Source organism: Asaia bogorensis, from assembly GCF_900465345.1.
Classification (GTDB): domain Bacteria; phylum Pseudomonadota; class Alphaproteobacteria; order Acetobacterales; family Acetobacteraceae; genus Asaia; species Asaia bogorensis_A.
The window spans coordinates 1-14,048 of record NZ_UEGO01000038.1; the positions used below are offsets into that span (position 1 = coordinate 1).

At 60.2% G+C, this 14,048-nt stretch carries 9 protein-coding genes and 1 tRNA gene; 7 read left to right on the forward strand and 3 right to left on the reverse strand.

Annotated elements, in window-relative coordinates; all coding sequences use genetic code 11:
• Window positions 1-72 precede the first annotated feature (72 nt).
• Window positions 73-149, forward strand: a tRNA-Met gene (locus ED655_RS14305).
• Between the two features lie 426 nt (window positions 150-575).
• Here the strand turns inward: ED655_RS14305 and ED655_RS14310 are convergent.
• The 3 genes from ED655_RS14310 to rfaE1 all read right to left on the reverse strand — a co-directional run bounded on the left by ED655_RS14310 (window position 576) and on the right by rfaE1 (window position 4,158).
• The gene (locus tag ED655_RS14310; RefSeq protein ID WP_023979952.1) at window positions 576-1,091 is read right to left on the reverse strand and encodes a hypothetical protein; all 516 of its coding nucleotides are present in this window, start codon (window positions 1,089-1,091) and stop codon (window positions 576-578) included.
• A gap of 429 nt (window positions 1,092-1,520) precedes the next feature.
• Window positions 1,521-2,678 (reverse strand): AGE family epimerase/isomerase, encoded by a 1,158-nt coding sequence (locus ED655_RS14315; RefSeq protein ID WP_122050756.1) that lies wholly within the window; start codon window positions 2,676-2,678, stop codon window positions 1,521-1,523.
• Window position 2,679: 1 nt separating this feature from the next.
• Window positions 2,680-4,158 (reverse strand): D-glycero-beta-D-manno-heptose-7-phosphate kinase, encoded by a 1,479-nt coding sequence (gene rfaE1 / locus ED655_RS14320; RefSeq protein WP_122050757.1) that lies wholly within the window; start codon window positions 4,156-4,158, stop codon window positions 2,680-2,682.
• Window positions 4,159-4,388: 230 nt separating this feature from the next.
• Here rfaE1 and ED655_RS14325 point away from each other — a divergent pair, with 230 nt between their 5' ends.
• From ED655_RS14325 to ED655_RS14350, 6 genes are all read left to right on the forward strand, one after another.
• Window positions 4,389-5,570, forward strand: coding sequence for a S1C family serine protease (locus tag ED655_RS14325; RefSeq protein ID WP_023979949.1), 1,182 nt, complete (start codon window positions 4,389-4,391; stop codon window positions 5,568-5,570).
• Between the two features lie 120 nt (window positions 5,571-5,690).
• Entirely contained in the window at window positions 5,691-6,371 is a 681-nt protein-coding gene (locus ED655_RS14330) for a winged helix-turn-helix domain-containing protein (RefSeq protein WP_023979948.1), read from the forward strand.
• A gap of 18 nt (window positions 6,372-6,389) precedes the next feature.
• Window positions 6,390-7,802 carry a HAMP domain-containing sensor histidine kinase gene (locus tag ED655_RS14335; protein ID WP_122050758.1) on the forward strand — a complete coding sequence of 471 codons (1,413 nt, stop codon included), beginning with the start codon at window positions 6,390-6,392 and terminating at the stop codon, window positions 7,800-7,802.
• Window positions 7,803-7,924: 122 nt separating this feature from the next.
• Window positions 7,925-8,251 carry a hypothetical protein gene (locus tag ED655_RS14340; protein WP_122050759.1) on the forward strand — a complete coding sequence of 109 codons (327 nt, stop codon included), beginning with the start codon at window positions 7,925-7,927 and terminating at the stop codon, window positions 8,249-8,251.
• 126 nt (window positions 8,252-8,377) lie between these two features.
• On the forward strand, window positions 8,378-11,437 hold the full coding sequence (gene ydiJ / locus ED655_RS14345; protein WP_240993692.1) for a D-2-hydroxyglutarate dehydrogenase YdiJ: 3,060 nt from the start codon (window positions 8,378-8,380) through the stop codon (window positions 11,435-11,437).
• A gap of 333 nt (window positions 11,438-11,770) precedes the next feature.
• Window positions 11,771-14,017, forward strand: coding sequence for a TonB-dependent siderophore receptor (locus ED655_RS14350; RefSeq protein ID WP_240993693.1), 2,247 nt, complete (start codon window positions 11,771-11,773; stop codon window positions 14,015-14,017).
• Window positions 14,018-14,048: the final 31 nt, after the last annotated feature.

The window sequence follows — 14,048 nt, forward strand, 5'->3', positions numbered from 1 at the left end:
GCATCTCAAGATGCGGAAAAGTCGGTCGCCGCCAGGTCCCCTGATCCACCCCACAAAACACACCACCACCCCCGCGGGGTGGAGCAGCCCGGTAGCTCGTCAGGCTCATAACCTGAAGGCCGCAGGTTCAAATCCTGCCCCCGCAACCAAATACCCTACAGACATAATCCAGGGACAGCGCAGATCTCTCACAGAGAATACGCGTCTATACGCGCGCGTGTGCTCGCGCTGAGTGCAGCCCAGATAACCCCTGATCCCGCGTCGAAAACGCTCACTGCCTCACAGCAGGCACAAACACCGCCATCAGCGCGGCCCAGGCACAGGATAATCAAATCCTCGGTACAGATCGCCTCTGGTCGTTATAAATTCTCAAGGCGTAGCGGCCTCATGAAGGAGGATCGTTCTTGCTTGTAGACACTTGCAACAGGGGCTCTAGGGCAGATCCTCTCCCGATTAAGAGCTGTACGAATCATTCGCAGAACATGTGCGAAATTCGAAACGATTCCCTCCGAAATTTATAGACTACAGCTGGAACCCCTTATCCTCGCTCGATATCGAGATTTGCAGGCAGGGCCTCAGAACCCGCCATAGAGATAGAATGGGATCAGGGCGAAGATAAACCAGGCGATGAGGAAGACCAGTGGCGCCTGATGGGCGAACATGCGACCGCGGCGCGCACGGTGATTCATCGCGCGAGCATCCTCGTCGCTTCTGGCCAGAGTGAACTCCGAAAGGTTGGGGCATTGCTTGTGCAGATGCTGCTCCTTCTCGTTCCATTTGCTGATTGCCGCATAGCCAGCGCGAATACCCGGCAAAGCCATCAAGGTCAGCATGAACCCCAAAAGCGAAAGCAGCGGTGGGATAAGGATCGCCATGCGATCGCCCCATCGTGTCGTTGAACCTGTCATGGCTGTGGCATAGGCGATGACCAGAAAGGCTTGCGAACTCAGAAGCGCCTGCAGGCGGCCATTGACCGTCTCCGTCTCGAACCGGATTTCGGAGCGGTAATAGGCGAGCAGTTCATTGTCCGTCGGTTTGCCATGGGCAATGACCTCTTCGGCCTCTGGCGGTGGAAAAGCTGGAATGACCATGATGCGTCCTCTCCCTGAGTTATGCCTGACAGGACGCGTTCTTCTTATCGTTTGGCCCGGGAGGCGACCGCGCTGAGCGCATGATCGCCGGGCCTGCCGCGTGAAGGATCAAAGCGCACGAGGCGCTTATCGGTTCGTCTTGTTGTTGATCGCTCGGATATGTTGCAATGAGCTTGCTTGTCGGGAGGCAAGCGCTGGGAGGTATAGATATCAGTTCAGGCACAATGCTGGACCGTGCGCGCTTTGGATCGGAAGGAGGCGAGCTGATAACACCCGACGTCTTCATCTGGATGTCTCCACACGGTCCGGGCAGTGAACAGGCTCTAACGTCAGCCAACATGGCGGCCAGCAGGTGGCGGCTCTAGCGTTCGGATCGCGGCCGCTTCGTGAGAGACCAGCCTCTCACGACGGCGAAAAGCCCCCGACTACTCAGCGAGAGATGATTTCGCGTCCTGCACCATAGATGTGATAGAGCGAGCTTGCCGGCATGTAGTCGACCAGTGCGACACTACGCGCGTCGATATGGTCGACCCAGCCTCCGCCAAGCTGCGAGGGGGCAAAAATACGCAGGAAGGCAGCAGCATATGGCTCTGCGTCGTCGGTCTTGGGTGTCAGTCCCGGAGTGTAGAGCAGTCTCAACAGCTCGGTCTGCGCCCAGATCCGCGCCGAGTGCTCCTGGACCACATGCCTGTCGCTCATGCTGTCCAGCACGACGCGGCGTTGATGATCACAGCCATGCGTGAAGCCAGCCTCGAAAAGTGAAGCTGCTGTCTGTTTGCGCCATTCAGCCCCGCTCTCAGCTTCAGGTGTCAGATGACCGAAATCGCGTAACAGCCAGGACCATTCAAACAGATGACCTGCTTGCACCTGATTGGCACCATACGGGGCGAGGGGTGACCAGTCCGGGGCGAAGAATTCTAGGAGCAGCCCCGACCGTGTGTCGATCAGATGGGTGCGGGCCAGTTCGACAAGGCTCCGCGCCTTGTCGAGGTAGAACGAATCGCCCGTTGCCTCGAATACGACCAGATAGGCCTCAAGCAGATGCATGTGCGGGTTCTGGCTGCGTCGTGTCCCGTCATCAGGTATCGCGTCGAGATAGCCACCGTTGTCTGCCGTAAAGATCAGGTCGATTTCATCAGCGATGCAGCGCGCCAGAGCCCAGTCTTTTGGGCGGTTTGCATAACGTATGGCCCAGCCGCAGGCGAAAAGAATGAAGGCATGGGCGTAGAGATCGCGTTTCGTGCTGGCAGGGCGATTATTCGGGTCGATCGAGAATACCCAGCCCGGCTGGGCATCGGTGCGGTGATAGAGCCTTTCAACCCGGTCCAGGCAAGCGAGCGCCTGATCCCCCGCGGCATACACGCCATCCAGAGCAGCGCGGCAATAGGTCGCAATCTGCCGCGCCTGGACCATGAGTCTTGACGCATCGAGCCGGATGGGGCGCGCCTGCCAGTCAAGGCGTTCGTGATACAGCATGCGTGACGGATCGAACCCGGCCTCGCTCCACAGGGGGAGGGCTTGCCCGACAAGCCAGTCGCGCCACTGATCCCGAATGGCGGGGGCTGTTTCTTGCTTGGCACGGGTCATGTCACTCAGGTTTCAAACTCACTGCTTCCGGACTCGCCGTCGCTGAAGGACCAGCCTTCATCTTGCGAACGATCGATGTTGTCGACCGCCCTGATACCAGATCGGCCAGAACGACGCGACCGCCCCAGGATTTCACTTCTTCGCCGCCCACAACCTGATCTTCGGTGTAATCAGCACCCTTGACCACGATATCCGGTCTGAGGGCGCAGATCGTTTTAAGGGGCGTGTCCTCGTCAAAAATGATGACCAGATCGACATCGCGCAGGGCACCCATGACGGTTGCGCGTGCCCGCTCGTCCTGCAATGGGCGCTCTGCCCCCTTGAGACGACGTACCGAGGCGTCACTGTTCAGCGCGACGATCAGCTTGTCGCCCTCCCTGGCCGCAGCATGAATCAGCGCGATATGCCCGGGGTGGAGCAGATCGAAACAGCCATTGGTAAAGACCACGCGCGCACCATGCCGACGCCAGGCTTCGATAATTCCCTGGGCCTGGGGCAAAGTGGCAATAACACCATCACGGTCGATCTTGGATTTGAGGGCGGCGCTGAGTTCTGCGCGTGAAACGGTCGCAGTGCCCAGCTTGCCAACCACGATTGCCGCCGCATTGGTGGCGATGACCATGGCCGTGCGCAGATCGGCGCCGGCCGACATCATGGCCGCTACTGTCGCAACAACAGTGTCTCCAGCCCCCGAGACATCGAACACCTCGGATTGCGGAACATGGGCATGCGTCATGCGGCCGTTGCGCTCAAGAAGGGTCATGCCCTCCTCCGAGCGTGTTACAAGAACATCGCCGCCAAACTGCTCCTGTGCGGCCAAGGCAGCAAAATGGATTTCGGTGTCGCTGTTGACCGGTAGCCCTGTGGCTGCTGCCAGCTCCTTGCGATTGGGCGTGATAAGCTGTGCGCCTCTATAAACCGAAAGATCCCGGCGCTTGGGGTCGACCACAACAGGGATGCCGCGCTGATTGGCTGCCTGAATGATGGCCTGAAGCACCTCGTTGCTCAGCACGCCTTTGGCGTAGTCGGAGCAGATCACGACATCCGCCTGGTCCATGGCAGCGAGTGATGCGGCGATCAGACGTTCCTGAACCGGCGGAGGAACGAGCACCGAGGGCTCTTCATCGATCCGCACGATCTGCTGGCGGCCGCTCAGCACGCGTGTCTTCGTGATGGTGACCCAGTCGGGATCCTCAACCAGATGGCCCAGATCGATGCCGGGTTCGCGCCCCACGGCCCGACGGAATTCCCTTGCCGAACCATCCTGCCCCACCAGCCCGACGAGCGTGACAGCACAGCCAAGCGCTGCGGCATTCATGGCCACGTTGGCAGCCCCTCCCGGCACGCTGCTGTGTTTGGCGCGCAGCAGCACCGGCACCGGTGCTTCGGGTGAGATACGATCGACCGAGCCGTGGATATAGCAGTCGAGCAGCAGGTCTCCGATGATCAGGACGCGCCCGAATATGAAGTCGCTAATCATCTGTAATCCTCGATAAAACCCGCCTCATGGCGCCACAGCATGGTCGCTCTGTCGTCCTGCCAAAGGCGCGGGCGAATGACAATCCTGCTTCCCGCTCTGGAAGTGGCGGTCCCGCGCCTTCGGGTGATGGCGCCTTGTCGCGGGTAAAGATGCAAGAGAGATGGAATCATTTCATTTCTGCGCTATCGTGCCGCCATGACCCTGAATATTGCCCTGGCTGTGGTTTGTTGATGCGCAAAGCTCTCCTCCTTCTCGTTCTGGCCGGGTTTGGCATTGACAGGGCCTATGCCTTGCCGGCGTTCCTGGAAAAATTCCTGCCACACCCGCCGCCGCAGCCCAGCCATCCGGCTATTCCCGCTGTGCCCCCTGCCAGCGCGGTGAAGATTCCGGCCCAGGCGGCAGTACCGGACGGAACGCCTGCCTTGCCCCCCGTGCTGGTGCAGTCGGGGCCACTCTCGTTTGCGCCGCTGGTGCAGCGTGTCATTCCGGCAGTCGTCAACATTGCCATCACACAGATAAGCTCGGAAGGCGGGGGCAAGGTACCCGCCCAGATCAAGGGCACACCGCTCGAAAAGCGGTATCGCGAGAAAATGCAGCGCCATCAGGAGGAGATCCTTGGCGCTGGTTCAGGGTTTATCATTGATCCGTCCGGTATCATCGTGACGAATGATCACGTGGTCGGTGATGCCGACAACGTGACTGTCTCGCTCTCCAACGGGCAGGAACTGCCCGCCAAGCTCGTGGGGGTTGATGCCCTCACCGATATCGCAGTCATCAAGGTCGAATCACCCAAGCCACTGCCCTATGTGACCTGGGGAGACAGCCACAAGGTGAATGTGGGTGACTGGATCCTGGTTGCGGGCAACCCGTTCGGGTTCGGCTCGTCTGTGAGTGCCGGTATCGTCTCGGCGCGCGGGCGTGATCTGGGGGCCGGTTCCCTCGATGATTTCCTGCAGCTCGATGCGCCGATCAACCCAGGAAATTCCGGTGGCCCGGCCTTCAACATGAGAGGACAGGTGGTCGCCGTTAATGCGGCCATGGTTTCCCCTGCCGGGGGATCGGTCGGCATCGGCTTTGGTATTCCCTCGGAAATCGTGGCCCCCATCGTGGAAGAGATACGCCGCACGGGCCATGTCGATCATGGCTGGCTGGGTGTCACACTCGATGACGGTGATGGTTCCGTCGTGCTCGTGGATGTCGATCGCAATGGTCCGGCGCAGAAGGGCGGCCTGATGAAGGGCGACAAGATTACCGCCATCAATAACGCTCCAGTCGAAAACGGTCGTGCATTGTTGCGTATCGTCGCCGCAGGAAAGCCGGGAAATGCCGTGACTTTCACGGTAATACGCAAGGGTAAGACCGTGACAGTGACACTTCCAATCGGGAAACGCCCGGCAGATGCCGATGAATGAGCGGACATTGCGTTCTTCGCCCTTTCTTCTGGCGCGTAACTGAAAGATAATAAGGTCACTGCAAAGTGAGGGGCGGGCGATCCTGCCCGTCATGGCCCCCGCCAAAGCCAAGGACTGATCATGCGTATTCTGCTTGTCGAGGATGATCCTACCGTCAGGAGCTTCATCGTGAAGGGACTGAAGGAAACCGGGCATCTCGTCGAGGAGGCCGATAACGGCAAGGACGGTCTCTTTCTGGCGGTCAGTGAGAATTTCGATATCGTTATTCTCGACCGGATGCTGCCCGGAGGCATTGACGGTCTGCGTATCCTGGAAACGCTTCGTGCCCAGAATAACGCAACGCCCGTGCTGCTTCTCTCGGCACTCGCCGATGTGGATGAGCGCGTTGCCGGCCTGAAGGCTGGTGGCGACGACTACATGACCAAGCCGTTCGCCTTTTCGGAGCTTCTGGCTCGTGTCGAGGCCCTGGCCCGTCGCGGAAGTGCCGAGCAGGCACCGCAGACCAAGCTTGTTGTGGCCGATCTGGAAATGGATCTCCTCTCGCGCACCGTTAAGCGCGGTGAAGAGAAGATTGATCTGCAGCCGCGTGAATTCCGCCTGCTCGAATTCCTGATGCGTCATGCCGGTCAGGTCGTAACACGCACCATGCTGCTCGAGCGCGTGTGGGACTATCACTTCGACCCGCAGACGAACGTGATCGACGTGCATGTGTCACGCCTGCGACAGAAAGTTGACAAGCCTTTTGAAACCGCGCTGATCCATACGATCCGCAATGCAGGTTACATCCTGCGCGCCAATTAAGCAGGATGATATAGCTCCATGAGGTTCAGCCTGTCGCGCTTTCCCCTGCTTCGCGTCTGGTGGAAGCGCGCCTGGCGGTTTCGTTCAGCCGGGTTGGGCTTCTCATTGGGCTATGGGCTGGTTTTTGCCCTTTCCGCCACACTCTTCCTGACCTTTCTGTGGTGGCACACCATCGGCGCGCTCGAGCGCGAGGTGGGACAGGCCGTCGATGCCGACGCGCATGGTCTGGCAGAACGCTGGATGCAGGGGGGTCTTTCCAGCCTGCAACGGGCTATTCAGGACAGGCTCGATCAGGATGTCGAGGATCAGGATCTCTATCTGCTGATCACGCCGGGTGGCCAGAGGCTGGCTGGCAACATGCCCTCATGGCCCGAGGCGGTACAACGGGCCGATCGCTTTTACACGCTCAAGATCAGTCGGGCCGGCAACACGACTTCAGCCGCCATGCATGCCTATGTCCTGCCGGGTGGCCTGCAATTGCTGGTGGGCCGCGATATCAGGGGGCGGGATATCCTTCGCCGTGTGCTGACAGAAACCTTCCTGTGGTCATGGCTCATGGTGACAGCACTCGCCATTGGTGGGGCATGGGTTGTGCGCGGTATCTTCAGCCGTATTCTGAGCTCGATAGCCCGTACCACCACGGCGCTGGCCAATGGTGACATGCGTCAGCGTATGCCGCTGGTGGGCAATGATGTCGATCTCGTTGCCCATTCCATCAACCGCATGCTCGACCGTATTTCCAAGCTCATGGAAGGCGTGAAGCAGGTTTCCAACTCCATCGCTCATGATCTGCGCACGCCGATCACGCGTGCACGTAATCGTCTGGAAGATGCTGCCCTTCATGCGCGCTCGACCGAAGAGATGCATGACGCCATCTATCGCGCCGTGGCCGATCTGGATCATGTCACGGCGGTCTTTGATGCGCTGATGCGCATTGCCCAGATCGAGGCTGGCGCCCGCCGCGCGGCTTTCGAGACGACTGATCTCATCAGGCCGCTGCAGGATATCGCCGAGCTTTATGAGGCGACAGCCGAGGATGCCGGGCTGCAGATTGCGCTCGATCTGCCGCCTCGCCTGCTCTTTCATGGTGACGCCCGCCTGATCCAGCAGGCCGTGGCCAACATGATCGACAATGCCATAAAGTTTTCGCCTGCTGAAACGACGGTCACGCTACGGGCCAGCGTCTCCGGTAATCTAGTCCGTATCAGCGTGACTGATGAAGGCCCGGGCATGTCTGCGGAAGATCTGCTGCGCGCCTCCGAGCGGTTCTTCCGTGCCGATCAGGCGCGCAACACGCCGGGGGCCGGTCTGGGTCTGTCGCTGGTGCAGGCTGTCGCGCAGCTTCACGGCGGCGCATTAGCGCTCGAGCCCCTGCAGCGCGGGCTTCGTGTCGTGCTCAGCCTGCCAGTAGAGGAAAACGGGCTGGGCTGAAAGGCCGGCAGAGCGGGGCTTGCAGGCTGTTTTGACACGCTCGGTCCAAAAACTGACTACATAAACAAGTCTTCATTCGCAGCCCATGAGAGCGCAATACGGACTGAATTAGTGCCGGTTCTATGACCCACACAGCCTTTGCGCTTTTTTGCCTGACCTGCGCGGTCGGGTCGCCTGGCGTTGCCAGAGCCGATGCCATACCGGGCGCCAGCACGGCGCCCGTGCATGAGGCCGTGCCTATGGCTGTCACCAGCGATACGCTAGATTATTGCCGCACCCTGGCTCGCAAGGTGCATCGCACGCTGCGTCAGACTGCGGCGGCCTCGGCGCCAATCATCAATCAGGCGATGTATCTGGAGCATGAAGGCGAGGCGCTTTGTGCTCACGGGCATCTGCGCTCGGGCATTGCGCAGGAAAGACGGGCGCTGGTGGTTCTGACGCGGTCCTGAACCGGGCATCATCGGTGGCGGGTCCAATCCGGCAGGCCATCGCTGGTGAAGGTGGGGTCACTATCGTTCCAAGGTGGTTCAGGCTAATCCAGTGCCAGCGCGTGCCCTCGTGATGGATGACCGGCCATGACCATGATTGCTGTTCTCGACAAGACCCCAGGCAATGCGGCAGATCATGCCGCTTTCCTCACGGCACTGCGTCAGCAGGGGTTCGAGGGCGAGATCGGCACGACGCATGACACGCGTCTGGTGCATGCGACCGATAATTCCATCTATCAACGTCATCCCGAGGCCGTGGTCTTTCCTCGGCACAGGCAGGATCTGATCGTGCTGGCCCGGCTTGCGGGCGAGCCCGTCTGGCGCGGTATCACCATTGCACCGCGTGGCGGCGGAACGGGCACGAATGGCCAATCCCTCACCGATGGCATCGTGGTCGATCTGTCCCGACACATGAACGCTATCCTCGAAATCAATGTCGAGGAGAAATGGGTGAGGGTGCAGCCCGGTGTGGTGAAGGACCAGCTCAATGCGGCCATTGCCCGTCACGGGCTGTTCTTCGCCCCCGAACTCTCGACATCCAACCGTGCCACGATCGGCGGCATGATCAGCACCGATGCCAGTGGGCAGGGAAGCTGCACCTATGGCAAGACACGCGACCATGTGCTCGGTGTTACGGCCGTGCTTGTGGGGGGCGACGTGCTCGACACGTCACCGCTCGATGAAAGCGAGCTGGCGGTGCGCCGTCAGGGTCATTCCCGCGTGGCGCAGATTCATGATTGCGTGGCGGCGATCCATGATCGTGAGCGCGACACGATCGAGACGGTGTTCCCCAAACTCAACCGCTGTCTGACCGGCTATGATCTGCGTCATCTGCGTAATGAGGCCGGACAGTTCGATCTGACCAGCCTGCTCTGTGGATCGGAAGGGACACTCGGATTTCTGGCCGAGGCGAAACTCAATCTGCTGGCCATTCCGCCGTATAGTATCCTGGTCAATATCCGCTACGACAGCTTCATGGATGCACTGCGCGACGCGCGCGCGCTGATCGGGCTCAAGCCGCTTTCGATCGAGACCATCGATTCAAAAGTGCTTGGCCTTGCCATGCAGGATTTCGTCTGGAGCTCGGTCGAGAGCTATTTCCCGCAGGATGAGGCTGGCCCTGCGAAGGGGCTCAATCTGGTCGAGTTTGCCGGTCATGATGAGGCCGAACTCGAAAGACAGGTCGAGGGTTTTCTGGAGCATCTGCGGCAGGATCAGACGGTACGTCGCCGTGGCCATACGCTGGCCAGGGGGCGCCAGGCGGTCTCGCAGGTCTATGCGATGCGCAAGCGCGCTGTGGGTTTGCTCGGCAATGTGCAGGGGGAGGCGCGGCCCCAGCCCTTCGTTGAGGATACCGCTGTGCCGCCGGAAAAACTGGCGGATTTCATCGCCGAATTCCGGGCGCTTCTTGATGGGCATGGGCTGGATTACGGCATGTTCGGCCATGTGGATGCCGGCGTGCTGCATGTCCGCCCCCTGCTTGACATGCGCAACCCCGATGATGCTGCCCTGATTCGCCCCCTGAGTGACGCCGTGCATCGTCTGACACGCCGTTATGGCGGGTTGCTTTGGGGAGAGCATGGCAAGGGGGTGCGGTCGGAATATGTGCCGGATGTGTTCGGCCCGCTTTATCCCTGCCTGGAACAGATCAAGGGTGTGTTCGACCCGCATAACCAGCTCAATCCCGGCAAGATCGCGGCCCCTCCGGGCGCCTCGGCGCCGCTTTTGCGTGTTGATGACGTGCCGATGCGCGGGGCGCAGGATCGGCAGATTCCCGATCCGGTCTGGCAGGGTTATGGCACGGCGCTGCATTGCAACGGCAATGGCGCGTGCTTCAACTACGATCAGGACGATCCGATGTGCCCGTCCTGGAAGGCAACGCGTGACCGGCGTTTCTCTCCCAAGGGGCGCGCCTCGCTCATGCGCGAATGGCTGCGCCTTCAGGCTGGCGCGGGTGTGGATACGGCGGCGCTGGAGGCGCATGCGCCAAGTCTGCTCGACCGCGTATCGGCGCAGTTCCGACGCAGGCAGAACACACCGGTCGATTTTTCGCATCAGCTCTATGACAGTCTCGCCACCTGTCTGGCCTGCAAATCCTGCACCAGCCAGTGCCCGGTCAAGGTCGACGTGCCTGATTTCCGCTCCCGCTTTCTCAATCTGTACCACCAGCGCTATGCCCGCCCGCTGCGCGATTATGTCGTGGGGTTGATCGAATATACCCTGCCACTCATGGCGCGTATGAGGCGTCTCTATAATGCCGTGGTCAGCCTGAAGCCCATGGCCGCGCTGGGCAAAACCCTGCTTGGCCTTGTCGATATGCCGCCCCTCTCACGCAGCGCACTGGCAGAAACCTGCCGTCGCTGGCACGTGCAGCCTGCCACACCAGAGCGTCTGGTGGCCCTGACCGAGGCAGAGAGGGCACGGTCTGTCATTCTGATGCCGGACCTGTTCACCCGTCATTTCGAGGCCCATCTTGTCGAGGCGTTTATCGAGCTGACGGCGCGCTGCGGTTACAGGGTCTATCTTGCCGAGAGCCTGGCCTGCGGCAAGCCGCTGCATGTGCATGGCTTTCTGGGATTGTTTGCCCGACAGGCGCGTCGCAATGCCGCATGGCTACGCATACTGGCCTCGTTCGGGCTGCCGATTGTCGGGCTCGATCCGGCCATGACGCTGATCTATCGTCAGGAATACCGCAAGATTGTCGGGCTTGAGGCTCTGCCTGAAGTACAACTGCCTCAGGAGTTTCTGTTGCATGCCTTGCCCCGGATGCAGGACGCTCCGCAAGCAGCGGCCAACTTCGTGTTTCTTGGGCACTGCACGGAAAAGACAGCTCTGACGGGTTCGGGGGCAGACTGGCAGGCCCTGTTTGCGCGGCTTGGCCTTGGTTTGCAGCTGGAAAAAACAGGGTGCTGCGGCATGTCCGGCACCTTTGGTCACGAGGCGCGCAATGTGGAAACGTCCCGCGTGATTTTCGAGCAGTCCTGGGGGCCGCGTCTGGACAGACAGGGTGAGAAAATTGTGCTGGCCAGCGGTTATTCATGCCGTAGTCAGGTCAAGCGCTTCCGCGGGGCACAGCTCGATCATCCGCTCGTAGCTCTGCTGGATCGCCTGCGTGACATTGCACCGGAGTCCACGCGTCCGGTCTGATTGCGTGAGGCGCCAGGATGTGAAACGCGCCGTCATCACGGAGCCGGATCATGCGGCCGTCTCATGGCGAGATGCGTCAGACTTCTCCATGACGGATGCAACAGGCAATGCCGCTTAGTCAAAGGCAGCCACTCATCCACTCAGCCCGTCGTGGCGTGAACCTAATGCACAAACACGGGTACGGTCTTCGATCGAAACGTGTCGTCACGGCCACAAGGGCGGTTGGACCCTGATCGCCTTGATTGACAGGCAGGCTAGCGGTTTCTAAGGGAACCCCAATGCAAATGAGAAACGTTCTCATTTGTTTCCCTGTTTGTCTGTTCCGGTAGATTGATGTCCGTTTCCCTGCGTGCTGCCTTGTGTCTGTCCTCACTCCTTTCGGCGGCAATGGTGCCAGGCGCTCTCGCTCAGGAACGTCAAACCCTGCCGGAGAAGGCGTCGCCCTTTCATGAAGGGGCGGGGCAGAACAGGGCCACGCCTGCACAGCCCGCCGCGCGACTTCAGGCAGGAAAAGCCCAATCCGCCCAAGGAGCTCATGAGGGAGCTCATGAAGGTGTTCACGAGACCATTCGTGTGGCAGGCACGCGCGGGGGCTTTCTTCCCGCTGCCGCAAGCAGTGCCACAAAGACATCGACGCCGCTGGAGCTGACGCCCCAGAATATCACGGTCATCACACAGGAGCGTATGAGCGTACTCAACGCTCGCAGCCTGTCTGAGGCCGTGCGCTACGCAGCAGGCGTTTCGGATTACGGGTCGAAGGACGACCCGCGCGGCTATTTTGGCACGATCCGCGGGTTCACGCCCGATATCTATCTCGATGGCACACGCGCTCCTGATGCCAGTACATCGCAGAGTTTCAGCATCGAGCCCTGGGGGCTTGAGGAGATGGATGTCTTGCGCGGGGCGTCTTCGGCCCTCTACGGGTCGGGGCAGCTTGGGGGCATCATCAATGCCGTCAGCAAGCGTCCGCATCCGGATCAGGTCAATGAGATCGACTTCCAGACCGGTTCCTACGGGCGTGTCCAGGGCGCGGTCGATGTCGGCGGCGCGCTCAATGCCCGCAAGACCCTGCTCTGGCGATTCAACGGGCTGATACGTAAGTCGGACACCTACGCGCGCAATATCAAGAACAACGAGATATATGTGGCGCCCTCGCTGAGCTGGCGCCCTGATGAAAAAACCACGCTCACCCTGCTCACCAGTTTCGAACAGCTCGATGCCGGGTCGACGGCGCAGTTCCTGCCGGCTGTCGGGACCGTTCTGCCTTCGCGCTGGGGCCAGATTGCCCGCAACTTCCTGAGCAGCGATGCGGATTATGATGTCTACTCAAAGCGTCAGGTGGCGGTTGGCTATAGTTTTGTCCGGCATATCCTGCCCAACTGGACCATCACGCAAAATATGCGCTACGCGCATCTCGACGTGCTCTATCGTTTTGTGACCACCTCGTCACTTTCAGCAGATAAACAGAGCATCAATCGCACCGCGCTCAACCAGCAGGGCAATTACAACAACGTCACCCTCGATACGCGGTCGGCAGTGACCTTCCATACGGGGGGTATTCATCATGAAATCCTGACAGGCGTGGATTTTCGCAGTGATTTTCTGGCCAATCGCCGCGGCCAGCGCGCAGCCCCCGCGCTCAATCTCTACAAGCCGGTTTATCGTGCCATCACCTGGCCAGGCTATGGCACCACCACGAGCACAAACGAGACGGAAACAGATACCGGGATCTATGCGCAGGAACAGGCTAACTGGCAGCGCTGGTATCTTACCCTGTCAGGCCGCGGTGATTTCACCCAGAGCATGACGGTCAATAATCTCAATGGCGGGCGGACACCGCAAAACAACAACGCTTTCACGGGTCGGGTCGGTCTGGTCTATCAGTCTTCCATAGGGCTCAACCCCTATGTTTCCTATGCGACGTCATTCCAGCCCCAGGTCGGGACGACATTCGCTGGCTCGGCCTTCGTGCCGACCACGGGCAAGCAGATCGAGGCGGGTGTCAAATACAAGCCGGTCAAACCTCTGCGTGGTGTGGACAATTTCATGCTCACAGCTGATTTCTTCAATCTGGTGCAGGATAATGTCCTGACAGCCGATCCGGCCAATTCGTCTTTCAGCGTTCAGACCGGGCGGCAGAGAACACGCGGCTTCGAGTTCGAGGGCGTGGGCCGTCTGCCCTACAGGATCGATTTTATCGCAAGCTTTACCTATCAGGATCCGCGTGTGATGCGCTCGACAGTGGCAGCGCAGGTTGGGCAGCGGCCTGTGGCGATTCCCTCCCATATGGCGTCGCTGTTCCTCAAGCGCGACGTTGCCTTTTCGGCGCTCTGGCAGGCCGGTCTCGGGGCGGGCATGCGCTACACGGGTAATACCGCGGGCTCCATTCCCCTCACATTTTCCGTGCCTTCGCAGCTCGTATGGGATTTGCAGGCCCATATCGACCGGGGGCGCACGCGGGTGCAGTTCAACGGCACCAATATCGCCAATCGCAAATATGTTGCCATGTGTACCCGCGATGTTGCCTGCGCCTGGGCGCCCGGGCGCACGGTATTCGTGACCCTGTCGCAGCGCTGGTAAGGCAACGCGACGGTAACATCCCGACGGGTCG

What these genes read in the sequence shown, in the direction of transcription:
- ED655_RS14325 (WP_023979949.1), top strand. Translation starts at nt 4,389, where the DNA reads ATGCGCAAAGCTCTCCTCCTTCTCGTTCTGGCCGGGTTTGGCATTGAC.
- ydiJ (WP_240993692.1), top strand. Translation starts at nt 8,378, where the DNA reads ATGACCATGATTGCTGTTCTCGACAAGACCCCAGGCAATGCGGCAGAT.
- ED655_RS14340 (WP_122050759.1), top strand. Translation starts at nt 7,925, where the DNA reads ATGACCCACACAGCCTTTGCGCTTTTTTGCCTGACCTGCGCGGTCGGG.
- ED655_RS14350 (WP_240993693.1), top strand. Translation starts at nt 11,771, where the DNA reads ATGTCCGTTTCCCTGCGTGCTGCCTTGTGTCTGTCCTCACTCCTTTCG.
- ED655_RS14315 (WP_122050756.1), bottom strand. Translation starts at nt 2,678, where the DNA reads ATGACCCGTGCCAAGCAAGAAACAGCCCCCGCCATTCGGGATCAGTGG.
- ED655_RS14335 (WP_122050758.1), top strand. Translation starts at nt 6,390, where the DNA reads ATGAGGTTCAGCCTGTCGCGCTTTCCCCTGCTTCGCGTCTGGTGGAAG.
- ED655_RS14310 (WP_023979952.1), bottom strand. Translation starts at nt 1,091, where the DNA reads ATGGTCATTCCAGCTTTTCCACCGCCAGAGGCCGAAGAGGTCATTGCC.
- ED655_RS14330 (WP_023979948.1), top strand. Translation starts at nt 5,691, where the DNA reads ATGCGTATTCTGCTTGTCGAGGATGATCCTACCGTCAGGAGCTTCATC.
- rfaE1 (WP_122050757.1), bottom strand. Translation starts at nt 4,158, where the DNA reads ATGATTAGCGACTTCATATTCGGGCGCGTCCTGATCATCGGAGACCTG.